Origin of the sequence: Rhodococcus sp. WY5 (assembly GCF_018588185.1) — a bacterium.
Lineage (GTDB): Bacteria > Actinomycetota > Actinomycetes > Mycobacteriales > Mycobacteriaceae > Rhodococcus_F > Rhodococcus_F qingshengii.
This window is the reverse complement of the sequence record NZ_JAAMPR010000001.1, coordinates 4,533,007-4,548,134: the sequence shown is the minus strand read 5'-3', so window position 1 is coordinate 4,548,134 and position 15,128 is coordinate 4,533,007. Positions and strand designations below refer to the sequence as shown.

10 protein-coding genes are annotated in these 15,128 nt (G+C 63.5%); 4 read left to right on the top strand and 6 right to left on the bottom strand.

Features of this window, described 5'->3' with window-relative positions; genetic code table 11:
* The first annotated feature begins 2 nt into the window (after positions 1-2).
* Positions 3-1,637, top strand: coding sequence for an MDR family MFS transporter (locus G4D79_RS20935; protein WP_193777210.1), 1,635 nt, complete (start codon positions 3-5; stop codon positions 1,635-1,637).
* A gap of 51 nt (positions 1,638-1,688) precedes the next feature.
* Here G4D79_RS20935 and G4D79_RS20930 read toward each other — a convergent pair whose 3' ends face one another.
* Both G4D79_RS20930 and glsA read right to left on the bottom strand, forming a co-directional pair.
* Complete coding sequence (locus G4D79_RS20930) at positions 1,689-2,354, bottom strand: SIMPL domain-containing protein (RefSeq protein WP_003942616.1); 666 nt, start codon at positions 2,352-2,354, stop codon at positions 1,689-1,691.
* A 9-nt stretch (positions 2,355-2,363) separates the two neighbouring features.
* On the bottom strand, positions 2,364-4,190 hold the full coding sequence (glsA, locus tag G4D79_RS20925) for a glutaminase A (RefSeq protein ID WP_003942619.1): 1,827 nt from the start codon (positions 4,188-4,190) through the stop codon (positions 2,364-2,366).
* Positions 4,191-4,442: 252 nt separating this feature from the next.
* Here glsA and dxs point away from each other — a divergent pair, with 252 nt between their 5' ends.
* Complete coding sequence (gene dxs, locus G4D79_RS20920) at positions 4,443-6,389, top strand: 1-deoxy-D-xylulose-5-phosphate synthase (RefSeq protein WP_007732868.1); 1,947 nt, start codon at positions 4,443-4,445, stop codon at positions 6,387-6,389.
* Between the two features lie 97 nt (positions 6,390-6,486).
* On the opposite strand, the gene G4D79_RS20915 is transcribed toward dxs, so the two are convergent.
* Entirely contained in the window at positions 6,487-7,929 is a 1,443-nt protein-coding gene (locus tag G4D79_RS20915; RefSeq protein WP_007732869.1) for a sugar porter family MFS transporter, read from the bottom strand.
* Between the two features lie 350 nt (positions 7,930-8,279).
* Positions 8,280-9,296, bottom strand: coding sequence for an iron-siderophore ABC transporter substrate-binding protein (locus G4D79_RS20910; protein ID WP_007732870.1), 1,017 nt, complete (start codon positions 9,294-9,296; stop codon positions 8,280-8,282).
* A 124-nt stretch (positions 9,297-9,420) separates the two neighbouring features.
* Between G4D79_RS20910 and G4D79_RS20905 the strand changes: the two genes are divergently transcribed.
* A complete protein-coding gene (locus G4D79_RS20905) occupies positions 9,421-9,972 on the top strand; it encodes a TetR/AcrR family transcriptional regulator (protein WP_007732871.1) in 552 nt (183 codons plus the stop codon).
* Positions 9,973-10,074: 102 nt separating this feature from the next.
* Positions 10,075-11,646: a GMC oxidoreductase gene (locus tag G4D79_RS20900; RefSeq protein WP_214514334.1), complete on the top strand. Its 1,572-nt coding sequence runs from the start codon at positions 10,075-10,077 to the stop codon at positions 11,644-11,646.
* Between the two features lie 66 nt (positions 11,647-11,712).
* Here G4D79_RS20900 and G4D79_RS20895 read toward each other — a convergent pair whose 3' ends face one another.
* A complete protein-coding gene (locus G4D79_RS20895) occupies positions 11,713-13,818 on the bottom strand; it encodes a 3-hydroxyacyl-CoA dehydrogenase NAD-binding domain-containing protein (RefSeq protein WP_007732875.1) in 2,106 nt (701 codons plus the stop codon).
* Complete coding sequence (locus tag G4D79_RS20890; protein ID WP_003942598.1) at positions 13,819-15,039, bottom strand: thiolase family protein; 1,221 nt, start codon at positions 15,037-15,039, stop codon at positions 13,819-13,821.
* Positions 15,040-15,128: the final 89 nt, after the last annotated feature.

Sequence of the window (15,128 nt, the reverse complement as noted above, 5' to 3'; positions counted from 1 at the left end):
ACATGGCAGCAACAGTAGGAGAAACCCGGGCAAGTACCGGAGGTGACGGATCGGCTCGCGAAGCGGGCGCGATGACTCACCGCGAAATTCTCGAAGCACTCACCGGACTCATCGCAGCGCTGTTCACCGCGCTGCTCAGTAGCACCATCGTTTCCACAGCGCTTCCCACGATCATCGGTGAACTGCACGGAACTCAGACGCAGTACGCCTGGATCATCACGACAGCGTTGCTCGCCACCGCGGCGTCGACGCCGATCTGGGGCAAGCTTGCCGACCTCTACAACAAGAAGGTCCTGGTCCAGACCGCGATCGTCATCTTCGTGATCGGCTCGGTCATCGCCGGCGCGGCGCACAACGTTCCGTTGCTGCTCGGTGCGCGTGTCATCCAGGGCATCGGTATGGGCGGTCTGACCGCTCTCGTCGTAGCCATCATCGGCACGATCATCCCGCCGCGAGATCGCGGTCGCTACTCCGGATACATGGGTGCGGCCATGGCCGTCTCGATGTCCGGTGGACCGATCCTCGGCGGCGTCCTCGTGGACACTGCCGGCTGGCGCTGGTGCTTCTACGTATGTGTTCCGCTGGCAGTCATCGCATTGTTCCTGCTTCAGCGCACACTGCACGTCGAGACCGTGAAGAAGGACAACGTCTCCATCGACTGGATGGGCGCCACCTTGCTCACCGCCGGTGTCAGCGTCCTGCTGATCTGGGTTTCGTTTGCCGGTCAGGACGACTACTACGCCTGGTTCTCGAAGGAGTCGGCCTTCTTCGTCATCGGTGGTCTGGCCCTGCTCGGCCTGACGATGTTCGTCGAATCCAAGGTCAAGGATCCGATCCTGCCGATCAAGATCATCACCGAGCGCACAACGGCTCTCGCGATCATCGCCTCGATCGCAGTTGGTGTCGGCCTCTTCGGCGCGACGACGTTCCTGACGCAGTACTTCCAGACCGCACGCGGATTCGATCCCACCGAAGCCGGATTGCTCACCATTCCGATGGTCGCAGGCATGCTCGTCGCCTCGGTCGGCTCGGGCCAGCTGATCACCAAGTTCGGTCAGTGGAAGCCCTTCATCGTCGCCGGCGCAGTTCTGCTGCTGGTCGGTTTCGGGCTGCTGTCGACGATCGACCACGCAACCAGCCTGTGGACAATCGGAATCTTCATCGCCATCGTGGGTCTCGGTACCGGCATGCTGATGCAGAACATCGTTCTCGCCGTGCAGAACACGGTCAGCGTCGAGAACATCGGCGCGGCCAGCAGTATCGTGGCGTTCTTCCGCACCTTCGGCGGCGCGATCGGCGTGTCGGTGCTCGGTTCGATTCTTGCGACCCGCGTCAAGACACTGACAGTCGATTCGGTCTCCACCTTGCCGCCCGAGCAGCAGGCAGTAGCTGGAAAGAGCCTCCAGGACGGCCTCGACCTGAGCAATATGCCTGACTTCGTCTCGCAGATCGTTCGGTTCGCCTACGGCGACGCAACAGGACGGATCTTCCTGGTCGCAGCCGTCGTCGCCGTGGTCACGCTCGTGTCGGTCATCTTCATCCCGAACCGTCCGTTGCGCACCACCATCGACATGGCAACCCCCGACGCCGAGCAGAAGTACGAAGAAGAGCGCGAAGAGAAGAACCTCACTCGCTGATCCGCATGCCCGGCTGGTCTACTGCCGGCAGCGTCTTCTGAACTACTGTTGTCACGCCATAGCCCATCGAACGCGGACCGAGATCGATTCTTCGATCTCTCCGCGTTCGACGGCTATCGGGGCCGAATCCGCTTTCATGGCCGCGACACGTCCGCGCATCGGCACTATCTGGTCGAAGTCCTCGAGCACCTCGAGGACTTCGACCAGATCTTTGTCTGCCAGGTCTGCGAACTGTCTGGCCTTCGATTCGGCTGCCGTCCAGGCCAATTCGCGTGCTCTTGTCGCCAGATCGCTGCGGTCGTCGAGATCGAACTCCAGTCCGTCGAGCCGAATCGCGTCGCCACCCACCGATACACATGCCGCGATGACGGCAGCGGGGGAGTTCGCCGCTTCCGGCTCCAGCTCTCGCAGTACGACTCGGAAAGTTGTCGATGCCGTGAATCCTGTTGTCTCCTGGCGGCCTCCGTCGCTCCACTGAGTCTGCGGATGGACGCTCAGCCCGGCGGTGGTGAGGTCCGCTCCGCGCACACCGCGCGCGTGCAGGGTCTCGGTCAGCGCAGTGGACAGACGCGCGACGGCGTCGAATGCGTCGGAAACGGCCGTCTGTGTCACCGATACTCCGATCGTCAATCGCACGATGTCGGGAACAGCTGTTGCAGTGGCAGTTCCGGTCACCGTGACAGTGGACGGCTCCGAGGTGAAGGCGGTGGTGGGCACGTGTGGTTCCTATCCGATTCGTCCGGCGGATATGACACTCCGCAACATCAGGTCCAATTGCTCGTAGGCGCCCGCCGCCAGTCGTTCGAGAAGCGCAAGTTTCAACTCGGGTGCCTGCGCGGTCAGTTCTGCATATCGCTCCGGAGTCAGGACGGCCACGGTGACCGTGGAATCGGCGCGGATGTCGTTGAGGAACGGAGTGTCGAGGAACATCGTCATCTCGCCGAACGTCATTCCGGCGGAGAGCGTCGTGATGCGGTGCTCGACCCCGTGCGCGTCGGTGAACATGGTGCTGACCTGGCCACTGAGAATCAGGTAGAAGCCAGACGCCGATTCACCTCGGCGGGCGATCTTCTCGCCGCGGGCATAGGTTCGCGTCTCCAACTCTGCCGAAAATCCCTCGATCTGTGCCGCGGACAGAGCATCGAGAACTGGGTGGTCCTCGATCGAGATCGTCGACGCCTGCCGTTCGGCCTCACAATGCACCGCAAGCAGCGTGTCTTCGCACCACTGCATGGCGGAATCGAGGTCCGCAAAAACCCGACCACTTCTTCTGGCGGGGTCGATGCTCGAACTTCGTTGTCCCAGCAGTCCTTGCGGATCGACGACGGCCACAGCACAAGCCTGCTCGGCCAGTTGAACCTGCAGTGCAGTGATCATGCGCACCGCGACGTCGCTGGCGTCGTCGACGCGGCGGACGTCGATGACGACAACTTCGAGGCCCTCGTCCACCGAGCCGATTTCGCGGACCGCCGATTCGGCACCGGTGAAGAGGAGATCGCCGTGCAGTTCGTAGACCCGGCTGCGCTTGCCGACGTCGTCGAGCACGGCTTGTTCGGTCGGGGTGCGTCGTACTCGCGACGGTGCTTCGATGACGCTGTATCTGGCCCGGATCGACGAGCGTGACGCCCGCGTCACGTGGAGGAAGTGCAGTTCGAGTTCCTTCGACAGTGCCCGGGCAGAAGCAACTCCGCGAACACTGTTGCCGTGAACGTCGAGCCTGGGGGAGTACACGGCGATGCCGATCTGGCCCGGCAGAACCGCCAGCACTCCGCCGCCGACACCGCTCTTGGCCGGCAATCCGACCTCTACCAGCCACTTGCCGGCGCCGTCGTACATTCCGCACGTAGCCATGACGCTGAGGACCTGTTCGACGCCTGCGGGTGCCAGCGCGCGCTCGTGGGTGAGCGGATTGACACCGTTGTTCGCCATCGTCGCAGCCATCAGACTCAGGTCGCGGCAGGTCACGTCGATCGAGCATTGACGGAAATACAGGTCGACGGCCTCGTCGGGATTGCCGGTGATGACGTCGAAGGATCGCAGCATGTGGCCGATCGCACGGTTGCGGTGACCGGTGCGGGCCTCGGAGGTGTAGACGGCTTCGTTGAAGGTCAGCTCGCGGCCTGCGTATCGCGAGTACGCCGAGCGGATGCGCTCGAAGCGGGCCTCGGGATTCGGTCCGGCAACCAGTGATGCAGCGGTGATAGCCCCGGCATTGATCATGGGGTTTCGTGGCCGTTCGGTGAGCGGGTCGAGGCTGATTTCGTTGAACGGCTCGCCGGATGGTTCGACGTCGATTTTCGCGGCAACCGCCTCGCTTCCTCGATCGGCGAGAGCCAAGGCGTAGGTGAAGGGCTTCGAGATCGACTGAATGGTGAACGGGATTCGCGAGTCACCGATCTCGTAGACGTAACCGTCTACGGTGGCGATGCAGATTCCGAACGAATCGGGGGCGACCGCCGCGAGTTCGGGGATGTAGTCGGCCAACTCGCCTTCGTCGAGTGATCGGACTTCGTCGAACACTCGCGTTATCAGGTCGTCGACCACAGTTCCCATACGTCGACCTTAAGCTGACATGGCGGTCGTTTTGTGGAAGAAGAGTTGCCGAGTCGATCGCGACGGATCCCATTTGTCTGTGATTGCGATCACGAGCGATCCGCGGGATTTCGCTGTTACGCGAAGTCACACCGGAATCGGGCCGAGTCCGCGTGTCGGTTCGCCGGAACGCTCCGTAGACTGGCAGCACTGTCGCGAAGACAGCCGCGGCGCGCACCGGTGCAGCTGTGAAGCACGGAGGGAGCGATCTCGTTGGGTGTTCTTGCCCGCATTCAGGGTCCTGACGATCTACGTCAGTTGAGCCACGCCGAGATGACGGAGTTGGCCGACGAGATTCGTGAGTTCCTCGTGCTGAAGGTCGCTGCGACCGGTGGTCACCTCGGGCCCAACTTGGGCGTCGTGGAGTTGACCCTCGCACTGCACCGAATTTTCGACTCGCCGCAGGACGCGATCATCTTCGACACGGGCCATCAGGCCTATGTACACAAGATCCTCACCGGTCGTCAGGATCAGTTCGACACTCTGCGTAAGCAGGGTGGACTGTCCGGGTATCCGTGCCGCGCCGAGAGCGAACACGACTGGGTCGAGTCCTCTCACGCTTCCGCCGCGTTGTCCTATGCCGACGGCCTCGCGAAGGCCTTCGCGCTGACGGGTCAGAATCGCCACGTAGTTGCCGTCGTCGGTGACGGCGCGCTGACCGGCGGAATGTGTTGGGAAGCTCTCAACAACATCGCGGCAGGCAAGGACCGTTCGGTGGTGATCGTCGTCAACGACAACGGCCGCTCCTACGCACCGACCATCGGCGGACTCGCCGACCATCTCTCGGCACTGCGAACCGCACCGAGTTACGAGCGCGCCCTCGACAGTGGCCGACGCATGGTCAAGAGACTGCCCTGGGTGGGGCGCACCGCGTACTCCGTCCTGCACGGAATGAAGGCGGGTCTCAAAGACGCGGTCAGCCCTCAGGTCATGTTCACCGATCTCGGTATCAAATACCTCGGACCGGTGGACGGACACGACGAAGCCGCCATGGAATCGGCATTGCGCCGGGCAAAGGCCTACGGCGGACCGGTCATCGTGCATGCCGTCACTCGTAAGGGCAACGGTTACGCACACGCCGAGAACGACGTGGCCGACCAGATGCATGCCACCGGTGTCATCGATCCCGTCACCGGTCGCGGCACCAAGTCGTCCGCGCCGGACTGGACGTCGGTCTTCTCGGCCGCGTTGATCGAGCAGGCTTCGCGTCGTGAGGACATCGTCGCCATCACCGCGGCGATGGCCGGGCCCACCGGCCTCGCGGCCTTCGGTGAGAAGTTCCCCGATCGGATCTTCGACGTCGGTATCGCCGAGCAGCATGCGATGACCTCGGCCGCCGGTCTTGCACTTGGCGGACTTCACCCCGTCGTTGCTATCTACTCGACCTTCCTCAATCGGGCTTTCGACCAGTTGTTGATGGACGTCGCTCTACTCAAGCAACCGGTCACAGTCGTGCTCGACCGCGCCGGGGTCACCGGAGTCGACGGCGCCAGCCACAACGGCGTCTGGGATCTTTCGCTGCTCGGAATCATCCCCGGGATCCGCGTCGCGGCACCGCGTGACGCAGACACGCTGCGGGAAGAGCTGGACGAGGCGCTTCTCGTCGACGACGGCCCAACGGTCGTTCGTTTCCCGAAGGGTGCTGTACCCGAAGCGATTCCGGCCGTGAAGCGACTCGACGGAATGGTCGACGTTCTCAAGTCCAGCGAGGGTGAGCGCGGCGACGTGCTCCTCGTCGCGGTGGGCCCGTTTGCATCCCTGGCACTCGAGATTGCCGAGCGGCTCGACAAGCAGGGCATCTCGGTTGCCGTCGTCGATCCGCGGTGGGTTCTGCCGGTCGCGGATTCCCTGGTGAAGATGGCGGACAAGTACGCCCTCGTGGTCACCATCGAAGACGGTGGTCTGCACGGCGGCATCGGTTCGACGGTCTCGGCCGCGATGCGGGCAGCCGGAGTGCACACGTCGTGCCGCGACATGGGCGTTCCCCAGCAGTTCCTCGATCACGCCAGCCGCGAGGCCATCCACAAGGAACTCGGACTCACGGCTCAGGACCTCTCCCGCAAGATCACCGGCTGGGTGGCGGGGATGGGTAGCGTCGGCGTCCACGTCCAGGAAGACGCGTCCTCGGCGTCGGCTCAAGGTGAAGTCGCGCAAGGCTGACAGCTCGTCTCACGATAATCTTCACTACGATCTCGAAAAGCGGTGGCCCACGGATCAATCCGAGGGCCACCGCTTTCGGTGAAATCGTGAGAGCTCGCTACTGGACGGATTCGAGTGTGCTGCCTCGCGTTTCCTTCACGAACCTCAGGACGACGAACAGCGACAACACTGCCATGACGGCGTAGCCGGCGTAGGTGTACGACAGATTCCAATCGGCCAGTGCCGGGAACGTCCAGGAGACCAGGAAGTTCGCGACCCAGTTGGTGGCGGTCGCAATTCCGACTGCTGCAGCACGCACGCGGTTGGGGAACATTTCGGAGATCAACACCCAGACGACCGGGCCCCAGGACAAGGCGAAGAAGAACACGAATGCGTTCGCCCCGATAAGAGCGATAGTGGCATTGGCTCCGGTCAGTGTGGCCACGGATTCGCCGATCTCGTTCTTGGTCACTGTTGCCGAATGGAAACAGAACGCTGCGGTGCCCAGTGAGATGGCCATACCGGCGGAACCGACCAGCAACAACGGCTTTCGACCGACCCGGTCGATGACGGCGATGGCGACGAACGTACCGACGATGTTGACCAAGGCGCTCACGACGCTGATCAGCAGGGACCGGTCGGCGCCGAATCCGACCGCCTGCCAGAGGGTGCTCGAGTAGTAGAAGATCACGTTGATACCGACCAACTGCTGCAATGCGGCGAGTGCAATACCGACCCACACCAGATGGGAGACCCCGAGCCGCTTCGAGAAGAGTTGGCGGACTGTGGTCTTGGCTTGCTTCTCCGTCAGAGATTCGCGGATCTCGTTCATGCGTTCGGTGACGGCGTCGTGATCTCCACCTTCGAGATCGGAGATGATCTTGCGAGCACGATCGTCCTTGCCCTGCGCCACGAGGAACCGTGGAGATTCGGGAATCGTGGTTGTCATGATCAGGTACAGGACTGCGGGAACCGCCTCGAGCATTAGCATCCACTGCCAGGCTTCGAGGCCTGCGATCTGATTGCGATCACCACCGGCCGCGGCCTGGAGGGCGTAATTGACCAACTGCGACACGGCGATTCCGAGAACGATCGCCAGTTGGTACATCGAGCCGAGACGTCCGCGAATCGCGGCGGGGGAGATCTCCGCGATATAGGCCGGGGCGATGACTGACGCGAAACCCACTGCCAGGCCGCCGACCACGCGCCAGAACGTGAGGTCGTAGACGCTGAACGGAATTGCGGAGCCTACGGCGCCGATGATGAACAACACCGCGGCTATCTGCATGACGCGGATGCGGCCGAGTCGGTCGGCGAGTGTGCCTGCGATCCAGGCGCCGAGTGCTGCGCCGAGCAGAGTCAGTGAGACCGTGAGCCCGGTGCCCGAGGCGCCGATGTCGTACTTGTCTCGGATCGCACCGACCGCCCCGTTGATGACTGCGGTGTCGTATCCGAACAGAAAACCGCCGAGCGCGGCGGCGCCGGCGAAGAGCACTGCATGTCCGACGTCGGCGCGAGTAGCGCCGGATCCACCGCCGGAGGCGGTTCCGCTGAATGCCATTCCTGCCCCCTCAAAGGCCCTACGGTCGACACCCCGATGCGCCGATCCATCCGCGAGCACTCTGCACGCTACGCCCACCCGGGCAGATTTGGCGGGGACTCACGCGCCGTTACCCAGCTGAGTCCATTCCCGCAGCGAATCAGCTGGACACAGTGATGTCGTATTGATTGCAGTTATTATGCAAACAATATGGTAAGTGCAGGTGAGGGCGCTTTACTCGCCCGAGAGACGCTCGGCTTTTGCTGCGATGTCTTCGAGATCCTTCGCCACGAATTTCCGGGTCACCCGCCTCTCCGGCGAGCCGTTCGATACGGATCACGCCGGAGAGGGTTGTCGGGAAAATCTCGTTTCTAGGCGGAGGCGCGCTTTGCGGCTTCGCTCAACGTCGGTGTGATCTGGCCGAGGACCCACGGCGTGCTCAGGACGTTGACGTTGCTCAGTCCGCCGATGACGCGGGTGTCGCTGAGGAATGCGGTGGATCCGCGTTTGACCGCGTCGAGTCCACCGACTGCGGGTATGCCGGACGGATCGCCGGAGCCGTCGGTGAAGCCGACGATCACGTCGGCGTCGATGTCGGCGATGTTCTCGTAGGAGATCGTCTTGAAGAACGATCCACCTGCATTGTCCGCGGCGAGCTTCTCGACGCCCGGCGCGTTGACGAATCCGAGTTCAGTCAGCACCTGGACCCGCGGATCAGTGGGCAGATAGACGTTGATGTTGCTCGAATCGGTGTCGAAGTTGACCACTGCCAATGTCTTTCCGGCGAACTCCGGGTGGGCTGTGGCGGTATCGGCGAGAGTCGCGTCGAGGCCGTCGACGAGCTTGTCGGCCTCTTCGCTCTTGCCGACTGCCTTGCCGACGATGCGGGTCTGGTCCTGCCAGGATGTCTGCCAGGCCGCGCCGGGGTAGGCGGCCGTCGGTGCGATCTTGCTCAGTTGGTTGTAGACGGATTCCTCGAAGCCCTCGTACGGCGCGAGGATGACGTCGGGGGTCAACGACGCGATGGACTCGATCGGCGGTTCTCCGCTGGCCGGCATGTCGAAGAGCGTTGTCTTGTCCGCGTCGAAGTAGTCCTGCGCCCACGGCATGACGCCGTTGTCGTCCGCGCCGTAGGTGTACTTGGGCTGTCCGACCGGAGTCAGATCGAGTGCGTACAGGATGTCCTGCGCGTTCCATCCGAGGGTGACGAGGCGCTCGGGCTTCGAGTCGATGGTCGTGGTGCCGAAGGTGTTCTCGATGCTGACGGGGAATCCGCCCGTACCTTGGGATGGCGTGGATGTGCCTGAATCCGAGGAGCACGAGACAAGTGCGGTGACCGCGATTGCAGCCGCACCGAGGGCAGTGAAGCCCCGAACAGAAGTTTTCATGAAGGGCAGCCTAACCTACTGAATTTCGGCAGCCAAACGAAACCGATTGTGCCGTTTATGCAGGTGGGAGTCGGATCTGGACCGCGTTTCTCAGTGCACCATTTCGGTGGGCAATACTTTCCTCGTGCGATCACAGCAGAAGATTCTCGGCGCCGCCCTCGAACTGATCGAAGGTGGCGGATTCGAGGCTGTGAACATTGCCGCAGTTGCCACCGCGGCCGGTGTCTCGCGCCAGACGGTGTACTCGATTTTCGGCACACGTGAGGAGGTCGTCTCCCAGGCGATGGGCGGTCTCGCTGTCGAGGTTCTCGGGGAGATCACGGCACAGGTGGAGTCGGTCGACACGGCGTGTGATTACGTCGTCGAATTCATCGTTGCCGCGCGAACTGCCGTGCGTGCTCACCCGGTGCTCGCGACTCTGCTCCTCGCCGAGCGGGGAAACCCTGTCTTCGATCTCGAAATGATGAGTCGAGCAATACCTTTCGCTGGTCAGATGCTCACCCCTATGGTCGAACGTGGCCTCGCCACCGAGGCGGAGTTGGATGAGATAGTGGAAATTGCCGTGCGACTGGGGCTTTCGGTTGTTGCATTCGACAGTGACCTCGTACATTCCGACGACTCCTTGCGGGCCTTTCTCTCGAGGTGGCTCGGGCCCGCAATCCGGTCGACCTCGTAGTTCCTCGCCTGCTCCGCCAAAACCTTGACACTCGAGCGTCAGAGTGTCTAGTTTTGGCGTGCCCGGAATTCTCTGGCGACATTCTTCGAGGGAGCACCAGTCATGTCCGGAGTGAAACGCAGATCGTTCTTGGCCGGTACGGCCGCCGTGGGAGTCGCGATGATGGCGCCACGCACTGCCAGGGCTGCAACAGGGATTCCGCTGACACGTGAAGTGCACCGTGTCGTGGTTATCGGATCGGGGTTCGGCGGCGGGGTGACGGCACTTCGCCTGGCCGAGGCGGGGGTTCCGGTCACTTTGCTGGAGAGAGGGATTCGGTGGCAGACCGGGCCGAATGCCGAAACTTTCCCGCACCCCGCCAGCCCGGACAAGCGCATCCTCTGGCATCAGTCCAACCCGACTCTGTTCGGCAGGCCGGCGATCTTCGAGCCATACGCGGGTTTGTTGGAGACGGTGACCGGTGAGAACATGACCGCGATCTGCACAGCCGGTGTGGGCGGCGGATCGCTTGTGTACCAAGGGATGACGCTGCAACCGGAAGAAGCGGTCTTCAACACGCACTTTCCGGAGGAGCTCGACTACGCACGAATGGACCGCGTCCATTACCCGCGGGTGGCGCGGATGCTGCAAGTGGAAACTGCACCAGACGAACTGATTTCCAGCCCGAACTACGAGGCGGCACGTGTATTCGCGCGTAACGCAACGCGTTCCGGTCTACCCGTGTCGAAGATTCCGATGCCGATCGACTGGAACTACGCGTTGGCCGAACTGAGGGGTGAGATGAAGCCGTCTTACACCAACGGTGACGGCGCGCTCGGTGTCAACAACGGTGGCAAACATTCGGTGGATGTCACCTACATTGCGGCAGCGGAAGCGACCGGATTGGTGAATGTGGAGACTCTGCACCAGGTCACCGATGTCGAGCGGGCTGCCGACGGACGGTGGCGCGTGTACGTGGACCGGACCGACATTTCCGGCAACATTCTCGAGAACAAGATCTTGACGACGGATGCGCTCGTCATGGCTGCCGGCAGCATGAACACCACCAAACTCCTGGTCCGCGCCGCGGCAACGGGGCGGATCACGGATCTGCCCGACGAGCTCGGCGCAGGGTGGGGGACCAATGCCGATCGGATCTACATCTGGTCGGATCTCGCCGAGAATTTCGGCGCGACGCAGGGCGGGCCGGTCGTCTACGGCAGCCGGAACTGGGACGACCCGCATAACGCGTTCACCGTCATTCAGGCGTCGTTCCCGCCGGTGGCGTTCGACGCTCACAGCACGGTGATGGTCGGATTCGGGGTCAGCAGCGACCGGGGTCGGTTCGTGTACGACTCAGCGCGAGGCGAGGCGGTGCTCCGTTGGCCGAGTGATGGCGACTCTGCGATCCAGCAAGGCCACATCGGACCTGCGGCCCAGCAGATCGCGGCAGGAGGACTGCTCACCGATACGAACGCGATACTGCCGTCCACGTGGCATCCCCTCGGCGGTGCCTGCATGAACTCGGTGTGCGATCTCGATGGGCGGATTCTGGGCCAGCGGGGGTTGTACGTGCTCGACGGCGCTCTGCTGCCGGGAAACTCCGCTGCGTGCAATCCGTCGATGACCATCGCCGCCGTCGCGGAGCGTGCGCTCGAGAACATCGTGAAAGACGATGTGGGAACCCTATTCTGAACCTGCGCAAACGCCACGGACGGCGTACCCGAAGGCACGCCGTCCGTGACGGGTCGATCGACTGACTCAGACGCTGGCAACACCAGGCGCGAGGAAGCGCTTGCCGTTGACGGCCTCGGAGGTGCCGGTGCGGTCCAGGTACGGCGTGATGCCGCCGTTCCAGAATCCGAATCCGCCGCCGAGCAGCAGGCAGAGGTCGATGTCCTCGGCTGCCGCCACGACGCCCTCGTCGAGCATGATCTGAATTTCCTCGGCAAATGCACGACGTGTGCGCTCGAGGACCTCTTCCGAAGTTGACACCTTGTCACCCTGCGGCCACAGTGCGGCGACCTCGGGGTCGACGGCCTGACCGTTCTCGCCCCAGGTCCACACGCCGGGCTTGCGGGCCTCGACGAGTGCTTCGAGTCCGGGTGAGCTCTTGAACCGGTCCGGGTACGACTCCTGCAGGGTCTCACCGGTGTGCAGTGCCACTGCGGGTCCGACGAGGGCCAGCAAGGTGAACGGCGACATGGGCATGCCGAGTTCGGCGATGGCATTGTCTGCGACGTCGAAGGGGGTGCCTTCGTCGACGGCGGACATGACCTCACCCAAGGTGCGGGTGACGAGGCGGTTGAAGACGAAGCCGGCCTTGTCGCCGCAGAGGACGGCGGACTTCTTCAACGACTTCGCGGTGGCGAAAGCCGTTGCGAGAGTGGCATCATCGGTCTTGCTGCCCTTGATGATCTCGAGGAGGGGAAGAACGGCCACCGGGTTGAAGAAGTGGAAGCCGACCACACGCTCGGGATGCTCGAGGCCGGACGCCATTTCCGTGATGGAGAGCGAAGAGGTGTTGGTGGCGAGGATGGTTTCGGGAGCAATGAACTGCTCGAGTTCCGCGAAGACCTTCTTCTTGACGTCCATGTTCTCGAAGACGGCTTCGATGACGAAGTCGGTCTTGGCGAACGCGGCCTTGTCGAGGGAACCGGAGACGAGCGCCTTGAGGCGGTTCGCAGCGTCGGGGGACAGGCGCCCCTTGCCCTGGAGCTTTTCGATTTCGGTGTGGACGTAGCCGACACCCTTGTCGATGCGTTCCTGGTCGATGTCGGTCAGGATGACCGGCACCTTGAGCTGGCGGACGAAGAGCAGCGCGAGCTGGCTGGCCATGAGGCCGGCGCCGACGATGCCGACGCCGCTGACCTTACGAGCGAGCGAGCGGTCGGGTGCTCCGGCGGGACGCTTGGCGCGCTTGTTCACCAGATCGAAGGCGTACAGACCCGCGCGGAGTTCGTCCGTCAGGAGGAGGTCGGCAAGAGCCTCGTCCTCGGCCGCGAAGCCCTTGTCGAGCGAGGCGGCATCGGTGATGTCGGTGCTGCGAGCCAGTTCGAGCAACTCGACGGCCTTGACGGCGCCGGGAGCGTTGCCCTTGGTCTTGCCGTCGACGATCGCCTTCGCACGAGCGATCGCGTCGTCCCAGCCCTGGCCACGATCGATCTCGGGGCGAGCGGGGGTCACTGTGCCGGCGAGGACCTGCGACGCCCAGGCGAGGGACTGCTCGATGAAGTCGGCGGAATCGAGAACGACGTCGACGACGCCGAGTTCGAGTGCCTTCTTGGGGGAGAGCACCTTGTTCTGGTTCAGCGAGTTCTCGATAACCACGGTGACGGCGTTCGACGGGCCGACGAGGTTGGGGAGCAACTGCGTTCCGCCCCAACCGGGGACCAGACCGAGGAATGCTTCCGGAAGACCCAGTGCGCCCGCATTGGCGGCAACCGTGCGGTAGTGGCTGTGCAGTCCGACCTCGAGGCCGCCGCCCAGAGCGACACCGTTAATGAAGGCGAACGTGGGAACGGACGACTCACGCAGGCGTCGGAACACCTTGTGGCCCAAGCGGCCCAGCTCGAGTCCCTGCTCACGAGAGGTGATCGCGGGAACACCCTTGAGGTCCGCGCCGGCGGCGAAGATGAAGGGCTTGCCGGTGACGGCGATGGCAACCGGGTTGGCGGCAAAGGCTTCGTCGAGGGCGGCGTCGAATGCTGCGAGTCCGCCGGGACCGAAGGACGACGGCTTGGTGTGGTCGAAGCCGTTGTCGAGGGTGATCAGTGCAAACGGGCCCTCGATGCCGGGGACCGAGATGATCTTGGTGTAGGCGTTCGTGACGACCTCGTCGGCGAATGCTGTTGCAATATCAGACATTTAGTTGACTCCTGCCTGGTAGTCAGCGTGGTTCGGGTTCTCCCAGATGACGGTGCCGCCCATGCCGAGGCCGATGCACATGGTGGTCAAGCCGTAGCGCACGTCGGGGCGTGTCGCGAACTGGCGGGAGAGCTGCGTCATCAGGCGAACGCCCGAGGAAGCGAGGGGGTGGCCACACGCGATGGCGCCGCCCCACTGGTTGACGCGCGGGTCGTCGTCGGCGATTCCGTAGTGCTCGAGGAACGCGAGGACCTGAACGGCGAACGCCTCGTTGATCTCGAAGAGTCCGATGTCCTCGATCTTGAGGCCGGTGCGTGCCAGCAGCTTCTCGGTGGCGGGAACCGGGCCGATGCCCATGACGGCGGGGTCGACGCCCTGGTAGGCGAAGCCCACCATGCGCATGCCGACCGGCAGGCCGAGCTCGGCTGCGGTGTCCTCACCGGCGAGCAGTGCTGCGGTGGCACCGTCGTTGAGTCCGGCTGCGTTACCGGCGGTGATGCGTCCGGCCGGGCGGAACGGCGTCTTGAGCTTCGCGAGATCTTCGACGGTGGTTCCGGGGCGCGGCGGCTCGTCTTCGGTGGCCAGACCCCAGCCCGCGGAACTGCGGGTGGCGACGGGGACCAGGGTGTCGGCGATGAAGCCGGCCTTCTTGGCAGCGTCGTACTTGTTCTGGCTGTTGACGGCGTAGGCGTCCGTGCGGTCCTTGGTGATGGTCGGGAACCGGTCGTGCAGGTTCTCGGCGGTGTTACCCATCACGAGGGCGCTCGGGTCGACCAGGCGGTCGGCGAGGAAACGCGGGTTGGGGTCTGCGCCCTCACCCATCGGGTGGTGACCCATGTGCTCGACGCCACCGGCGATCACGACGTCGTACTGGCCGAAGCCGATGCCCGACGCGGTGGTGGTGACGGCGGTCATCGCGCCGGCACACATGCGGTCGATGGCGAATCCGGGAACGGTTTCGGGGAGACCGGCGAGGATCGCAGCGGTGCGGCCGATGGTCAGGCCCTGGTCACCGGTCTGCGTGGTGGCTGCGACAGCAACTTCGTCGATCCGTGCGGGATCGAGCTGCGGGTTACGGCGAAGCAGCTCACGAATCGCCTTGACGACGAGATCGTCTGCGCGCGTGTCGGCGTACATGCCTTTCGGGCCGGCCTTGCCGAACGGGGTGCGAATGCCGTCGACGAAGACGACGTTGCGTTGGTTGTTTGTGGATGGAGCCACGCGAATTCCTCCTGATGGAGCTGCCCACCGCACCGAAGGGCGGTGAGACGTTGGTTCGGCGATCACGGCCAGGCGTCCGGCCTCGTATC

Bases quoted from the DNA above. Each gene is read 5' to 3' on its own strand.
- G4D79_RS20935 (WP_193777210.1), top strand. From the start codon at position 3: ATGGCAGCAACAGTAGGAGAAACCCGGGCAAGTACCGGAGGTGACGGA.
- glsA (WP_003942619.1), bottom strand. From the start codon at position 4,190: ATGGGAACTGTGGTCGACGACCTGATAACGCGAGTGTTCGACGAAGTC.
- G4D79_RS20915 (WP_007732869.1), bottom strand. From the start codon at position 7,929: ATGGCATTCAGCGGAACCGCCTCCGGCGGTGGATCCGGCGCTACTCGC.
- G4D79_RS20910 (WP_007732870.1), bottom strand. From the start codon at position 9,296: ATGAAAACTTCTGTTCGGGGCTTCACTGCCCTCGGTGCGGCTGCAATC.
- G4D79_RS20900 (WP_214514334.1), top strand. From the start codon at position 10,075: ATGTCCGGAGTGAAACGCAGATCGTTCTTGGCCGGTACGGCCGCCGTG.
- G4D79_RS20895 (WP_007732875.1), bottom strand. From the start codon at position 13,818: ATGTCTGATATTGCAACAGCATTCGCCGACGAGGTCGTCACGAACGCC.